16 protein-coding genes are annotated in these 13,680 nt (G+C 62.2%); 11 read left to right on the forward strand and 5 right to left on the reverse strand.

Going from position 1 to position 13,680, the window contains the following annotated elements:
- Positions 1-41 precede the first annotated feature (41 nt).
- Genes hscA through ACCD07_RS02685 form a run of 6 tightly spaced genes read left to right on the forward strand, consistent with a single transcriptional unit; the run spans position 42 to position 5,143 of the window.
- Positions 42-1,922, forward strand: a complete 1,881-nt coding sequence (gene hscA, locus ACCD07_RS02660; protein WP_413446428.1) for a Fe-S protein assembly chaperone HscA — start codon at positions 42-44, stop codon at positions 1,920-1,922.
- A 23-nt stretch (positions 1,923-1,945) separates the two neighbouring features.
- Positions 1,946-2,287, forward strand: coding sequence for an ISC system 2Fe-2S type ferredoxin (fdx, locus tag ACCD07_RS02665; protein WP_413446429.1), 342 nt, complete (start codon positions 1,946-1,948; stop codon positions 2,285-2,287).
- Position 2,288: 1 nt separating this feature from the next.
- The gene (gene iscX, locus ACCD07_RS02670; RefSeq protein WP_176651871.1) at positions 2,289-2,483 is read left to right on the forward strand and encodes a Fe-S cluster assembly protein IscX; all 195 of its coding nucleotides are present in this window, start codon (positions 2,289-2,291) and stop codon (positions 2,481-2,483) included.
- Positions 2,470-3,360, forward strand: a complete 891-nt coding sequence (locus tag ACCD07_RS02675; protein WP_176651870.1) for a class I SAM-dependent methyltransferase — start codon at positions 2,470-2,472, stop codon at positions 3,358-3,360. The genes iscX and ACCD07_RS02675 overlap by 14 nt, the downstream gene beginning before the upstream one ends.
- 20 nt (positions 3,361-3,380) lie before the next feature.
- Complete coding sequence (ltaE, locus tag ACCD07_RS02680) at positions 3,381-4,403, forward strand: low-specificity L-threonine aldolase (protein WP_413446430.1); 1,023 nt, start codon at positions 3,381-3,383, stop codon at positions 4,401-4,403.
- Positions 4,400-5,143: an rRNA pseudouridine synthase gene (locus tag ACCD07_RS02685; RefSeq protein WP_176651868.1), complete on the forward strand. Its 744-nt coding sequence runs from the start codon at positions 4,400-4,402 to the stop codon at positions 5,141-5,143. The genes ltaE and ACCD07_RS02685 overlap by 4 nt, the downstream gene beginning before the upstream one ends.
- Here ACCD07_RS02685 and ACCD07_RS02690 read toward each other — a convergent pair.
- Genes ACCD07_RS02690 through ACCD07_RS02705 form a run of 4 tightly spaced genes read right to left on the reverse strand, consistent with a single transcriptional unit; the run spans position 5,140 to position 7,433 of the window.
- On the reverse strand, positions 5,140-5,679 hold the full coding sequence (locus ACCD07_RS02690; RefSeq protein WP_413446431.1) for an RDD family protein: 540 nt from the start codon (positions 5,677-5,679) through the stop codon (positions 5,140-5,142). The two genes, ACCD07_RS02685 and ACCD07_RS02690, sit on opposite strands and share 4 nt — an antisense overlap.
- The gene (locus tag ACCD07_RS02695; protein WP_413446432.1) at positions 5,669-6,424 is read right to left on the reverse strand and encodes a DUF3106 domain-containing protein; all 756 of its coding nucleotides are present in this window, start codon (positions 6,422-6,424) and stop codon (positions 5,669-5,671) included. Before ACCD07_RS02695 ends, ACCD07_RS02690 begins: the two co-directional genes overlap by 11 nt.
- 47 nt (positions 6,425-6,471) lie before the next feature.
- Positions 6,472-6,867, reverse strand: a complete 396-nt coding sequence (locus tag ACCD07_RS02700) for a DUF3619 family protein (RefSeq protein WP_176651865.1) — start codon at positions 6,865-6,867, stop codon at positions 6,472-6,474.
- On the reverse strand, positions 6,864-7,433 hold the full coding sequence (locus ACCD07_RS02705; RefSeq protein ID WP_176651864.1) for an RNA polymerase sigma factor: 570 nt from the start codon (positions 7,431-7,433) through the stop codon (positions 6,864-6,866). The genes ACCD07_RS02700 and ACCD07_RS02705 overlap by 4 nt, the downstream gene beginning before the upstream one ends.
- Positions 7,434-7,943: 510 nt before the next feature.
- Here ACCD07_RS02705 and ACCD07_RS02710 point away from each other — a divergent pair.
- The 4 genes from ACCD07_RS02710 (at position 7,944) to ACCD07_RS02725 (ending at position 12,289) form a co-directional block, all read left to right on the forward strand.
- Complete coding sequence (locus tag ACCD07_RS02710; protein WP_413446433.1) at positions 7,944-9,671, forward strand: acetolactate synthase 3 catalytic subunit; 1,728 nt, start codon at positions 7,944-7,946, stop codon at positions 9,669-9,671.
- A gap of 1 nt (position 9,672) precedes the next feature.
- Positions 9,673-10,164, forward strand: coding sequence for an acetolactate synthase small subunit (gene ilvN / locus ACCD07_RS02715; protein ID WP_176651862.1), 492 nt, complete (start codon positions 9,673-9,675; stop codon positions 10,162-10,164).
- A gap of 31 nt (positions 10,165-10,195) precedes the next feature.
- Positions 10,196-11,212 (forward strand): ketol-acid reductoisomerase, encoded by a 1,017-nt coding sequence (gene ilvC / locus ACCD07_RS02720; protein WP_176651861.1) that lies wholly within the window; start codon positions 10,196-10,198, stop codon positions 11,210-11,212.
- Between the two features lie 105 nt (positions 11,213-11,317).
- Positions 11,318-12,289 (forward strand): DUF4214 domain-containing protein, encoded by a 972-nt coding sequence (locus tag ACCD07_RS02725; protein ID WP_413446434.1) that lies wholly within the window; start codon positions 11,318-11,320, stop codon positions 12,287-12,289.
- A gap of 81 nt (positions 12,290-12,370) precedes the next feature.
- Here ACCD07_RS02725 and ACCD07_RS02730 read toward each other — a convergent pair whose 3' ends face one another.
- Entirely contained in the window at positions 12,371-13,075 is a 705-nt protein-coding gene (locus ACCD07_RS02730; RefSeq protein ID WP_413446435.1) for a helix-turn-helix transcriptional regulator, read from the reverse strand.
- A 126-nt stretch (positions 13,076-13,201) separates the two neighbouring features.
- On the opposite strand from ACCD07_RS02730, the gene ACCD07_RS02735 reads away from it, so the two are divergent.
- Positions 13,202-13,618, forward strand: a complete 417-nt coding sequence (locus tag ACCD07_RS02735) for a DUF1761 domain-containing protein (RefSeq protein ID WP_413446436.1) — start codon at positions 13,202-13,204, stop codon at positions 13,616-13,618.
- Positions 13,619-13,680 lie beyond the last annotated feature (62 nt).

Here is a 13,680-nt window from a genome sequence, read left to right on the forward strand (position 1 = left end):
CCGCGCGTGCTTGGGCAATACAAAAAATACAGGTCTCATCCATGGCACTTCTGCAAATTTCCGAACCCGGCATGTCCACCGCACCGCACCAGCACCGCCTGGCGGTCGGTATCGACCTGGGCACCACCAATTCGCTGGTCGCCACCGTGCGCAACAGCATTCCAGAAGTGCTGAGCGATGAGGATGGCCGTCCGCTGCTGCCGTCCGTGGTGCGCTACCTGCCGAACGGCCATGCCAACATCGGCTACAAGGCGCAGGCCGCGCAGACCACCGATCCGAAGAACACCATCGTCTCCGTCAAGCGTTTCATGGGCCGCGGCCTGGCCGATATCGCCTACGCGGAAAACATGCCCTACGATTTCCAGGACACGCCCGGCATGGTGCAGCTGAAGACCATCGCCGGCATCAAGAGCCCGGTCGAGATCTCGGCGCAGATCCTGGCCACGCTGCGCCAGCGCGCGGAAGATTCGCTGGGCGACGACCTGGTCGGCGCCGTCATCACCGTGCCGGCTTACTTCGACGACGCCCAGCGCCAGGCCACCAAGGACGCCGCGCAGCTGGCCGGCATCAACGTGCTGCGCCTGCTGAGCGAGCCTACCGCCGCCGCCATCGCCTACGGCCTGGATAACGGCTCGGAAGGCATCTACGCCGTCTATGACCTGGGCGGCGGCACCTTCGACATCTCCATCCTCAAGCTGAGCAAGGGCGTGTTCGAAGTGCTGTCCACCGGCGGCGATTCCGCGCTGGGCGGCGACGACTTCGACCATCGCCTGTTCTGCTACATCCACCAGCAGGAAAAGCTGGCGCCGCTGTCGGACGAAGACACCGCCGTGCTGATGGTCAAGGCGCGCGAAGCGAAGGAACTGCTGTCGACCAAGGCCGAAGTGACCGTGGACGCCGTCCTCGGCTCGGGCGAAGAGGTGCATCTGAAGGTCACCGCCGCGACCTTCCAGGAGATCACCAAGCACCTGATCGAGAAGACCATGAAGGCGATCAAGAAGGCGCTGCGCGACGCGAATGTCGATGCGGACGACGTCGACGGCGTGGTCATGGTCGGCGGCGCGACGCGCATGCCGCATGTGCAGCGAGCGGTCAGCGAATACTTCCACACCATCCCGCACGCGAACATCGATCCGGACAAGGTCGTGGCGCTGGGCGCGGCGATCCAGGCCAATCTGCTGGCCGGTAACCGCGCGCCCGGCGACGACTGGCTGCTGCTGGACGTGATCCCGCTGTCGCTGGGCATCGAGACCATGGGCGGTCTGGTCGAGAAGATCATTCCGCGCAACTCGACGATTCCTTGCGCCCGCGCGCAGGAGTTCACCACCTTCAAGGATGGCCAGACCGCGCTGGCGGTGCACGTGCTGCAGGGCGAGCGCGAACTGGTGTCCGACTGCCGTTCGCTGGCGCGCTTCGAGCTGCGCGGCATTCCGCCGATGGTGGCCGGCGCGGCACGCATCCGCATCACCTACCAGGTCGACGCGGATGGCCTGCTGTCGGTTTCCGCGCGCGAGCTGCGCTCCGGCGTGGAAGCGTCGATCACCGTCAAGCCGGCCTACGGCCTGGGCGACGACGACGTCGCGCGCATGCTGCAGGATTCGTACAAGTCTGCCGACGTCGACATGGTCGCCCGCGCATTGCGCGAAGAGCAGGTCGAGGCCGAGCGCATCCTGCTGGCGACGCAGTCCGCGCTGGACGAAGACGCCGAGCTGCTGAGCGGCGAGGAACGCGCATCGGTCGATGTGCTGATGAACAAGGTGCGCGACGTGATCGCCCAGTCGCAGACCGGCGCGGCCGATCATGCGGCGGTGAAGTCCGCCGTCGAAGCGCTGGCCAACGGCACCGAAGAATTCGCATCGCGCCGCATGGATCGCAGCGTGCGCAGTGCGCTGGCCGGCAAGACGCTGGACCAGGTCGTATAAAAATCAAAACCTAGAGGTATCAAGTGCCACAAATCGTATTCCTGCCCCACGCAAAACTGTGCCCGGACGGCGCCGTTGTCGAAACTCCCGCCGGCAAGACGCTGTGCGACGTCATGCTTGAAAATGACATCCACATCGAGCACGCCTGCGAAAAATCCTGCGCCTGCACCACCTGCCACGTGCTGGTGCGCGAAGGCTTCAATTCGCTGAGCGAAGCCAGCGAAACCGAGGAAGACCTGCTGGACAAGGCCTGGGGCCTGGAAGCCGTGTCGCGCCTGTCGTGCCAGGCGGTCGTGGCCGACGAAGACCTGGTCGTTGAAATTCCGAAGTACACCATCAATCACGCAAGCGAAGGCGGGCACTGATATGAAGTGGACTGACATCACCGCGATTGCGGAAGCGCTTTACGATAAACACCCGGACGTCGATCCGCTGACTATCCGCTTCACCGATCTGCACAACTGGATCGTCGACCTCGAAGAGTTCGACGACGACCACACGCGCGGCGGTGAGAAGGTCCTCGAAGCGATTCAGCAGGCGTGGATCGATGAAGCCCAATAAGCAAGCGAACAAGATCGGCGCCACCGTCACCGGCGCCGACAACATGCCGGAAATCCGCGAAGGCCAGACCGTCGCGCTGCTGCAGGAGCTGCACATCCTGACCCGCGACGGCAAGATGAACCAGGACAGCCGCCGCAAGCTGAAGCAGGTCTATCACCTGTACCAGTTCATCGAGCCGCTGTTGAAGGACGTGCTGGCCGGGAAGGACAGCGTGTCGCTGGTCGACCACGGCGCCGGCAAGTCCTATCTCGGCTTCATCATCTACGACCTGTTCTTCAAGGCCCTGGGCGATAGCTCGCACATCTACGGCATCGAAACCCGCGAAGAGCTGGTGGCGCGCTCGCAGGAGCTGGCCAGGCAGTTCAACTTCCCCGGCATGTCCTTCCTGCCGCTGTCGGTGGCCGAGTCCACCGAATCGAAACTGCTGCCGGAGCAGATCGACATCGTCACCGCGCTCCACGCCTGCAACACGGCGACCGACGACGCCATTCACTTCGCGCTGAAGAAGAAGGCCAGGTACATGGTGCTGGTGCCTTGCTGCCAGGCGGAAGTCGCGTCGGTGCTGAAGAAGAACAAGGGCAAGTCGCTGGCCAAGTCCGCGCTGACCGAAATCTGGCGCCACCCTATCCACACGCGCGAATTCGGCAGCCAGATCACCAACGTGCTGCGCTGCCTGCAGCTGGAGGCGCATGGCTACCAGGTCAACGTGACCGAACTGGTTGGCTGGGAGCACTCGATGAAGAATGAGCTGATCATCGCCACGTATAAAAACCTGCCGCGCCAGCGTCCATCGGAGCGGCTGCAGGAAGTGCTGGAAACATTGGGGCTGGAGGAGATGGGCAACCGCTTCTTCACCGAGCAGGTAGCGAAACAATAAACTGAAAGGGCGACGGAACGATGAGTGAGCTGAACGAAAAATGGTTGGATCTGCGCAGCGACACCGTCACCCGCCCCAGTGCGGCGATGCGCGCGGCGATGAATGCGGCGGACGTCGGCGACGATGTCTACGGCGACGATCCAACCGTCAATCGGCTGCAGGAATATACCGCCGATTTGTTCGGCTACGAGGACGCGCTGTTCGCGCCGTCCGGCACACAGAGCAATCTGCTGGCGCTGCTGGCCCACTGCGGCCGCGGCGACGAATACCTGGTCGGGCAGGAAGCCCATACCTACCGCTATGAGGGCGGCGGTGCGGCGGTGCTGGGCAGTATCCAGCCGCAGCCCATCATCAACCAGCCCGACGGCAGCATCGCGCTGGCCGACATCGAATCCTATATCAAGCCGGACGATTTCCACTTTGCGCGCACCAAATTGCTGGCGCTGGAAAACACCATCGGCGGCCGCGTGCTGGGCCTCGATTATCTGAAGCAGGCGACCACGCTGGCGCACGGGCGCGGCCTGGCCACGCACCTTGACGGCGCCCGCGTCTGCAACGCCGCCGTCAAGCTGGGCGTGAGCGCGCGCGCGGCGGTGGCGGGCTTCGATTCGGTCTCCGTCTGTTTGTCCAAGGGGCTGGGCGCGCCGATCGGCTCCGTCCTGTGCGGCAGCAAGCCGCTGATCGCCGAGGCCAAGCGCTGGCGCAAGATGCTGGGCGGCGGCATGCGCCAGGCCGGCATGATCGCCGCCGGCGGCCTGTACGCGCTGCAGCACAACTTCGCGCGACTGGCGGAAGACCATGACAACGCCACCTACTTCGCCGGCGAGCTGGCCAAGCTCAAAGGCATCAAGGTCAGCACGCCGCAGACCAATATCTTTTACGTCGATATCCCGGCCGATGCCTGCCGCGGCTTGAACGACGTGTTGCAACTGACCCGCATACGCGTGTCGATGTCGCCGCACCTGCGCATCGTCACGCACATGGATGCGTCGCGCGAGGACATCGACCGCGCCATTACCGTTTTTGGAGATTTCTTCGGATGACCGACACCACCACTGATAACACCGTCCGCCTGGCCAAGCGCCTGTCGGAGATGCGCCCATGCTCGCGCCGCGAAGCCGAACTCTATATCGAGGGCGGTTACGTCAGCGTCGACGGCGTCGTGGTGGAGGAGGCGGGGGCGCGCGTGACGATGGAGCAGCAGATCGACGTGGCCGCCGACGCCACGCTGCTGGAGATCGTGCCGGTGACGATCCTGCTGCATAAGCCGGTGGGCGCCAACGGCGGCATCGGCAAGGATGGCGCGCCGGCGCTGCATCTGCTGAACGCGGCCACGCTGACGCGCTCCGCGCCGGGCCAGCGCTTCCTCAAGCGCCACCTGGCCGGCCTGACCCTGACCACGCCGCTGGAGACCAAGGCCAGCGGCCTGCTGATCTTCACGCAGGATTTCCGCGTCAGCCGCAAGCTGGTCGACGACGCCGCCAAGATCGAGCACGAAATCATCGTCGAGGTAACGGGCGACATCATGGAAAATGGTCTGGCGCTGCTGAACCACGGCCTGCCGTTCAACGGCAAGCCGCTGCCGCCGAACAAGGTCAGCTGGCAGAACGAGAACCGCCTGCGCTTCGCCGTGAAGAATCCGAAGCCGGGCCAGATCGAGCATGTCTGCAAGCTGGTCGGCCTGAGCGTGGTGTCGATGAAGCGCATCCGCATTGGACGCCTCGCGATGGCCAGCCTGCCGCTGGGCGAGTGGCGCTACCTGCAGAACCACGAGAAGTTTTAAGCGGCGGGAGCGGCCTTGTCCGCAGCCTTCTTTTTCTTTTCCGGCGGCGGCAACTGGACCAGGCGGGTGCCGGTCAGTTTGTCGTGCAGGAACTGGCGGTCCTTGTCGAAGAAGGCCGTCAGCGACCACAGCAAAATGCCAACGCCGACAGCGCCCAGCGCCTGCCACTTGTGCAGGCCGAACACCAGCGACACCAGCAGCGCCGGCAGCACCCACATCCAGCTCAGCAGGTAGCGCACGGCGGCCGTCTGCAGCGACAGGTGCGGATGGCCGGGGCGCACCAGCTTCAGGCGCCAGGTCTTCATCGCCAGCGTCTGGCCGTCGCGGCTCCACTGGTGGATGAAATAGGCGCCCAGCACCAGGAAGGCCAGCGCCTGGCGCATGTGCTCCACCGTCGGTGTATGGCTGGCGTGGGTGGCGACTTCAAAGATCAGGAAGGGCAGGAACAACACCGCGAAACCCAGCAGGGTTTCATACACCATTGAAATCAGGCGGCGTTTGACGGTGGGGTTGGTAACAGGCGGATTATTTGACATTGCTGCTGGCGGGTGGGGCGGGCTGGACGGTGCCCGGCGCGGCCGGTGAGGCGGGCGCCACGGCCGGCGCTATATTCGATGCATTGGGAATCGGCGCGCCGGTGGCCGGATCGATGCCCGGCGCTACCGGGGTAACCGCCGCCGCGGTTGGCGCGGCGGCCGGCGCCACGGCAGGGCCGCCGGTGGTCGGCACGGCCGGCTTGATCGGCGCCACCGTCTTGATCTTGCTTTGCGTCGGCGTCGGCAGGTTGGCGACCTGCTTCTTGATCGCAGCCTTGGCGGCCAGTTCCTTCTTCTGTTCTTCCGGCAACTGCTGGTAGGACTCCCACTGCGTGGTCTTTTGCGACGGATCGATTTTCTGCGCGCGGGCGAAGTTCTGGCGCACCTGGCGGCGCTCTTCCGGCGTCATCTTGACCCATTCGCGCATGCGTTCCTGCACGCGGGCCTGTTCATCCGGCTTCATCGACGCATAGCGCTTGACGATGCCCAGCCATTTTTGCTTGCGGATGGGCTCCATCTGGTCCCACTCGGCGGACAGCGGCTCCAGCGCCTGCTGTTGCACAGGCGTCAAGTCCTTCCACATGGTTTTTTCGGGCGCCTTGGCGGACGCGGTCTTGCCGGTCTTGGCGCCGGGCAGCAGGGCGGATGCCGCCGAGGTGGCGGCGGCCATGGGCGCGGAAACGATGGCCGGCGCATCCGGCCGGCTGGCAACATAGGCCGTGCCCGCCGCTGCTACCGCTAACACAGCTACCGCTCCAGCGCCCCATTTTGCGCGACCGCTCAATGCCATGCTTATTGCTCGCTCTGGGTCAGATAGGCGTTAAAACCGTGGTCCAGGTAGGCGGACAGCGGCAATTCGTCGGACAGCACGGCGGCGTCCAGCTCGGCCAGATCGGCCACGCGCTGTTCCTGCTCATAGTGGTAGATGCCGGCCAGGCCGCCGACCAGTACCAGCAGCGGCAGCGCCACGCTCATGCGGGTCATCCACGAGAACGAGAAGAAGCCGCCAGCCGAGGCCAACTCGGTCTTGCTGACGCGCACCTGCATCGGCGCATCGGCTTTCTTTCGGGCGAGCGCCATCTTGCGCGCCTGTGCCAGGCGGTCTGTGGTCGATGCGGGCAGATCGTCCAGCTTCTCATTGAGCGCGTGGCGCACTTTGTAAGCGAAATTCAGATCGTCGGTATTCATAGTTTTATTCCCAAGGCTTTTAGCGACTCCGCAAGTGTATGTGTTGCACGAGAGCAATGCGTTTTCACGCTTCCCTCGGAACACCCCATCGCTTCGGCTGTTTCAGCCACGTCCATATCCTGCCAATAACGCAGTAGGAAGGCTTCTCGTTGACGTGCCGGAAGCTTTTGTACTTCGGCATCGATGAGTTCGAGCATTTGCTGGCGCTCGACCTTGTCCGCGCTGGACTCGGAGGCCTCGGTGCCTTCCTCGGCGGCATAGGATTCGAGTATATCAAAGTCCTCATGCTCGTCGCCCGAGGGTCCCATGCCCGAAAACAGGCTGACCCAGGTGTTGCGCACCTTTTCCCTGCGGAAATAATCGAGGATGGTGGTCTGCAGGATGCGCTGGAACAGCATCGGCAGCTCGGCGGCCGGCTTGTCGCCGTATTTTTCGGCGAGCTTGATCATCGCGTCCTGCACGATGTCCAGGGCGGATTCGTCCTTGCGCACTGCGTAGACGGCTTGTTTAAAGGCACGCCGCTCGACGTTTTCGAGGAAGTCGGATAATTCTTTGTCTGTGGCCATGCGTCGGGTGAGGGTACTGCCGGAAAAGCCGGCGCTGGGATGCCTGGCGGCGACCCGTGAACTGAGCGCATGCTAGCAAAAATTAGCCATTTCTGCATGGTTTTTGACGCACAATCGATCGAAAATGCACCGGCAAGGGGATATTTTCGATATTTCACTTGCCCAAACAGGGTGCCACGGTGTACCGTATGGGACGCTTTGAACACCCCGAAGCTCTATGGTCTCGCCGCAGCAGGCACACAACGCCGCAATCGACGGGACGCGCTTTCATATGTCAGCAGTTTGCTCTAACCCGTGCCACAAGCGCGAGAGGTACGCACAACCGCTACAGACAGATCCGGCTGAACGAGAGTTTGCGTTGAGCGCCGCTTTGCACGTCACTACGGTTGACGGAAGAGGCTGGCGTAACCGCAGAAAAAAAGGGACGCAGGGCAAAGCTGTAGAGGCAGGCCTACTTCGCTAGGAAAGAGCATCCGATCAATCTCCTATGGACCTTGAAAGGAATGTTTCATGAATACCGAAGCATCAACACAAATCACTGGCGCGGAAATACTGGTGCGCTGCCTGGCGGAAGAGGGCGTGGAACACGTCTTTGGCTATCCCGGCGGAGCCGTGCTGTATATCTACGACGCCATCTTCAAGCAAGACAAATTCCAACACGTCCTCGTGCGTCACGAACAGGCCGCAGTGCATGCCGCCGATGCGTACTCGCGCAGCTCGAACAAGGTTGGGGTCGCGCTGGTCACGTCCGGTCCGGGTGTCACCAATGCGGTCACAGGTCTTTCCACCGCTTACATGGATTCCATCCCCATGGTCGTGATCTCGGGCCAGGTGCCTAGCCACGCCATCGGCCAGGATGCCTTCCAGGAATGCGACACGGTCGGCATTACCCGTCCCGTGGTCAAGCACAATTTCCTCGTCAAAGACGTCAAGGATTTGGCGGAAACCGTCAAGAAAGCCTTCTTCATCGCCCGCACCGGCCGTCCAGGCCCCGTGCTGGTCGATATTCCGAAGGATATCTCGATGCACAAGACGACGTACTCGTATCCGAAAGAGATCGAGATGCGTTCGTACAAACCGGTCGACAAGGGCCACTCCGGCCAGATCCGCAAGGCGGTCCAGCTGCTGCTGCAGGCCGAGCGTCCGATGATCTACACCGGCGGCGGCGTGATCCTGGCCAATGCGGCGCCCGAGCTGAACAAGCTGGTCGACAAGCTGGGCTTCCCGGTCACCAACACGCTGATGGGCCTGGGCGCCTACCGCGCCAGCGACGAGAAATTCGTCGGCATGCCCGGCATGCACGGCACCTACGAAGCGAACATGGCGATGCAGAACTGCGACGTGCTGATCGCCATCGGCGCCCGCTTCGACGACCGCGTGATCGGCAACCCGAAACACTTCGCCTCCAACCCGCGCAAGATCATCCACGTGGATATCGATCCATCGTCGATCTCCAAGCGCGTGAAAGTGGACATCCCCATCGTCGGCAACGTCAAGGACGTGCTGATCGAATTCCTGGCCCAGCTCGACGCTGCGGACGCCAGGCCGAACGCGCCCGCGCTCAAGGACTGGTGGAAGCAGATCGCCGAATGGCGCGGCAAGGATTGCCTGAAGTATCCGACCTCGGACCTGGTGATCAAGCCGCAAGCCGTGGTGCAGAAGCTGTGGGAAGTGACCAAGGGCGACGCCTTCATCACCTCCGACGTCGGCCAGCACCAGATGTGGGCCGCGCAGTACTACCCGTTCGACAAGCCCAAGCGCTGGGTCAACTCGGGCGGCCTGGGTACGATGGGCGTGGGCCTGCCGTACGCCATGGGCGTGCAGATGGCCAACCCGGACGCGACCGTCGCCTGCATCACCGGCGAAGGCTCGATCCAGATGTGCATCCAGGAGCTGGCGACCTGCAAGCAATATCATCTGACGCCGAAGATCATCATGTTGAACAACCGCTTCCTGGGCATGGTGCGCCAGTGGCAGCAGATCGATTACGGTTCGCGCTATTCCGAGTCCTACATGGATTCGCTGCCGAACTTCGAGAAGCTGGCGGAAGCCTACGGCCACGTCGGCATGCGCATCGAGAAACCGGGCGACGTCGACGGCGCGCTGCGCGATGCCTTCGGCATGAAAGACAAGCTGGTCTTCATGAACTTCATTACCGATCAATCGGAAAACGTCTGGCCGATGGTGAAAGCGGGCAAAGGGCTCTCTGAAATGCTGTTGGGTTCGGAGGACTTATAAGATGCGACACATTATCTCTGTCTTGCTGGAAAACGAAGCCGGCGCGTTGTCCCGCGTGGTGGGCCTGTTCTCGGCCCGCGGCTACAACATTGAAACGCTGACGGTCGCACCGACCGAAGATCCGACCCTGTCGCGCATGACCATCGTCACCAGCGGCTCGGACGACATCATCGAACAGATCACCAAGCACCTGAACCGCCTGATCGAGGTGGTCAAGGTGGTCGATCTGACCGAAGGCCAGCACATCGAGCGCGAACTGATGTTGATCAAGGTGCGCGCGGTGGGCAAGGAGCGTGAAGAGATGAAGCGCACCGCGGACATCTTCCGCGGCCGCATCATCGACGTCACCGAGAAGAGCTACACGATCGAACTGACCGGCGCCAAGAGCAAGCTCGACGCGTTCATCGATTCGATCGACCGCGCTTCCATCCTGGAGACGGTACGTACCGGCGGTTCCGGCATCGGACGCGGCGAACGCATCCTCAAAGTTTAAGTAAATTCAAAAATACTACTAAGGAAATACCATGAAAGTTTTCTACGACAAAGACGCTGACCTCTCCCTGATCAAGGGCAAAAACGTCGCCATCATCGGTTACGGTTCGCAGGGCCACGCCCACGCGCAAAACCTGAGCGACTCCGGCGTCAACGTGACCGTCGGCCTGCGCAAAGGTGGTTCTTCGTGGAACAAGGTTGAGAAAGCCGGCCTGAAAGTGGCGGAAGTGAACGATGCGGTCAAGGCTGCCGACGTCATCATGATCCTGCTGCCGGACGAAAACATCGCCCAGGTCTACAACGAAAACGTCGCACCGCACGCCAAGCAAGGCGCCGTGCTGGCCTTCGCCCACGGCTTCAACGTGCACTACGGCCAAGTCGTGCCGCGCGCCGACCTGGACGTGATCATGGTCGCTCCGAAGGCCCCGGGCCACACCGTGCGCGCCACCTACACCCAGGGTGGCGGCGTGCCGCACCTGATCGCCGTGTACCAGGACAAGTCCGGCATCGCCCGTGACATCGCGCTGTCGTACGCCTCGGCCAACGGCGGCGGCCGTGCCGGCATCATCGAAACCAACTTCCGCGAAGAGACCGAAACCGATCTGTTCGGCGAGCAGGCAGTCCTGTGCGGCGGCGCGGTCGAGCTGATCAAGGCCGGCTTCGAAACCCTGACCGAAGCGGGCTACGCTCCGGAAATGGCCTACTTCGAATGCCTGCACGAGCTGAAGCTGATCGTCGACCTGATCTATGAAGGCGGCATCGCCAACATGAACTACTCGATCTCGAACAACGCCGAATACGGCGAGTACGTGACCGGTCCTAAGGTCGTGACCGAAGCCACCAAGGATGCGATGCGCCAGTGCCTGAAGGACATCCAGACCGGCGAATACGCCAAGTCCTTCATCCTGGAAAACAAGGCCGGCGCTCCGACCCTGATCTCGCGCCGTCGCCTGACCGCCGAGCACCAGATCGAAGAAGTCGGCGCGAAACTGCGCGCGATGATGCCTTGGATCGCCAAGAACAAGATGGTCGACCAGTCGAAGAACTAAGCTTCATCTTTGCAAAAAAACCGGCGCAAGCCGGTTTTTTTTCGTCTTGCTTGAACCTTTTCCAATTGACAGGGTATTTACGGCGAAACTAACTTGGGGATTACCGTGAGCACCTTGATCAAGACCATCACTTTTTCCGTATTGGCCATCGCTCTCGCCGCTTGCGGCGGCGGCAACTCGCCGGAGACGGCGGCGCAGCAGCCCAAAATGGCCGCGTCCGTGCGGCTCGGCGCGCAAGCGAGCAGCGCCACCGATTATTATCCGCTGGTGCAGCAGCTGTACATTTCCTATTTCGGCCGGCCGGCCGACAGCGCTGCCCTGGTCAACTTTGCCGCGCAGATGGTGCAACTGGACGCGCCCCCGGGCATCCGCGACCTGACCGGCGCCTATGACAGCAATGCCTCGATCAAGACGCTGATCGACAGCTTCGGCACCAGCGCGGAATCGGCCGCGCTGTACTCGGGCGACAACGAAGCCTTCGTCACGGCGATCTTCACCAATGTGCTGGGACGCTCGCCTGCGGCGGCGGGCAAGGCGTTCTGGATCGGCGCGCTCGACGCCGGTACGCTGACCCGTGCCAATGCCTCGCTGGCGATCATGAGCGCCGCACTGGTGAATACCAGCGACCAGGGCCTGCTGGACGCCAAGCTCATTAATAATCGGGTGACGGTGAGCCAGGCCTTTACCAGCGCGCTCAACAGCGACACGCGCATCAATGCCTACAAAGGCAAGACTGCCGCGGCGACGGTGCGGGCGATGCTGGCCTCGGTGGGTGCCACCACGGACACGACGGCCTTCAACACCACAGTGGAAGCGACCATCAACACGCTGGTCGCCAATGCCGTGCCGAGCTTCGCTACCATCAGCGGCATCGTCGGCCAGCGTTGCCTGAGCTGCCATTCCGGCGGCGGGGCGCAGGCGGGCGTCCGCCTCGACAGCGAGGCCGGCATCCGCAGCAATGCGCAACAGGTGTACAGCCAGGTGGTCTCGCGCAGCATGCCGCTCGGGAACGCCACCGGCATGACGGACGCCGAGCGCGATCTGGTCAAACGCTGGTTCGAGGCGGGCGCAAACTGATCAACCATGGGTTGATGCCAGCGTCGGGGGAACAGGAGCTGCGGCTCCTGTTTTCAATGCGGGGCAATCCGGTATCAAGTCTTATCGTTTCGTGCCCGTGTCCAACCTGGCAAGCTGGGCCAAGTAGGTGCGCAGCAGCGCCACGCGCCGTGGCCTGAAGCTCTCTCCAGTGCCCGCCACGGACACCAGACGTTCGGCCCGGAACATCCGAAAGTCCTCGCGCAGACAACACCAGGCCAGCAATACCAGCATGTTGTCGAGATAGACGATGGACAGAGGCCAGATCCGTCTTTCAGTGACTTCACCCAATCTGTCGTTGTAGCGTATCTCCAGGGCCTCTTCACGCCAGCAACTTTCCCGGATGATCCGCATATCAGGCAAAGCCGCTTGATAGCGGCCCTCGAAGCGGTGGACCTGCGACACAGCATGAAGAATCTGTTGCTGGGTCGCCGAGGGCAGCGTGCCCGCTACCTTGCCGAGCACCGTCGCGGCCGCTTCGGCAAGTTGCGGATCCCCCATGTGGCGTACCTCCGCCAGCCCCAGCACCAGGGCTTCAATTTCCAGGCGATTGAACATCTGCGGCGGCAGCGAACCGTCTTCAATGAGGCGGTAGCCATATCCACGTTCACCATCAATCTCGGCCCCGGCTGCGCGCAGACTGTCTATATCGCGGTAGATCGAACGCACGGATACGCCTGTCCGGTCGGCCAGTTGCGCGGCGGTGACGGGCGACGGCAGCGCACGAAATGCATCCAGAAGCTGGAAGAGGCGAGTTGAACGTAGCATTAAACCAACTGACAAGAATTGACAGGTGGAATCATTATACTGCCTCCAGCACGTTGGCAATACAAGCACTCGAAGCGGTGGCGCACTGAATGAGCCATAGGATAAATTATGAAAAGGAACCCTGGGATGATGGAAGCATTATTTCAAATGAACTGGTTTGCGATCGCGGCCGCAAGCGTCGCCAACTTCTGCCTTGGAGGCATCTGGTTTGTCGCTTTATTTGGCAAACAATACGCCTCGTCGCTGGGAATCGCCGATCGGCCCGCGCAGAAGCCGGGGCCGCTCTTCATCATCGGGCCGTTCATCTGCGGCACCATCAATATCGTGACGACGGCGTTCCTGCTGCAGGCCCTGCAAATCCATACCTACGGCGGTGCGCTCGCGCTTGGAGTCATTGTCGGTATCGGCTATCTCGTGGCGATGACGGTCAACATCGCGATCAACCCGCTCTTTCCCCGTCCGTTTTACTATGCGCTGATTAACAGCCCGATGTTCTTGATGGGCAGTTTGATGTCGTGCGTCATCCTGGTCGCAATGTCGTAGCCGTGCCAGCGGCGAGAGCTGTCAATGTTACAAACACTCACCATGTCTTACAGGTGCGCACG

Source organism: Duganella sp. Dugasp56 (assembly GCF_047304105.1).
Lineage (GTDB): Bacteria > Pseudomonadota > Gammaproteobacteria > Burkholderiales > Burkholderiaceae_D > Rugamonas > Rugamonas hordei.

Bases quoted from the DNA above. Each gene is read 5' to 3' on its own strand.
- hscA (WP_413446428.1), top strand. From the start codon at position 42: ATGGCACTTCTGCAAATTTCCGAACCCGGCATGTCCACCGCACCGCAC.
- iscX (WP_176651871.1), top strand. From the start codon at position 2,289: ATGAAGTGGACTGACATCACCGCGATTGCGGAAGCGCTTTACGATAAA.
- ACCD07_RS02675 (WP_176651870.1), top strand. From the start codon at position 2,470: ATGAAGCCCAATAAGCAAGCGAACAAGATCGGCGCCACCGTCACCGGC.
- ltaE (WP_413446430.1), top strand. From the start codon at position 3,381: ATGAGTGAGCTGAACGAAAAATGGTTGGATCTGCGCAGCGACACCGTC.
- ACCD07_RS02685 (WP_176651868.1), top strand. From the start codon at position 4,400: ATGACCGACACCACCACTGATAACACCGTCCGCCTGGCCAAGCGCCTG.
- ACCD07_RS02690 (WP_413446431.1), bottom strand. From the start codon at position 5,679: ATGTCAAATAATCCGCCTGTTACCAACCCCACCGTCAAACGCCGCCTG.
- ACCD07_RS02700 (WP_176651865.1), bottom strand. From the start codon at position 6,867: ATGAATACCGACGATCTGAATTTCGCTTACAAAGTGCGCCACGCGCTC.
- ACCD07_RS02705 (WP_176651864.1), bottom strand. From the start codon at position 7,433: ATGGCCACAGACAAAGAATTATCCGACTTCCTCGAAAACGTCGAGCGG.
- ACCD07_RS02710 (WP_413446433.1), top strand. From the start codon at position 7,944: ATGAATACCGAAGCATCAACACAAATCACTGGCGCGGAAATACTGGTG.
- ilvN (WP_176651862.1), top strand. From the start codon at position 9,673: ATGCGACACATTATCTCTGTCTTGCTGGAAAACGAAGCCGGCGCGTTG.
- ilvC (WP_176651861.1), top strand. From the start codon at position 10,196: ATGAAAGTTTTCTACGACAAAGACGCTGACCTCTCCCTGATCAAGGGC.
- ACCD07_RS02730 (WP_413446435.1), bottom strand. From the start codon at position 13,075: ATGCTACGTTCAACTCGCCTCTTCCAGCTTCTGGATGCATTTCGTGCG.
- ACCD07_RS02735 (WP_413446436.1), top strand. From the start codon at position 13,202: ATGATGGAAGCATTATTTCAAATGAACTGGTTTGCGATCGCGGCCGCA.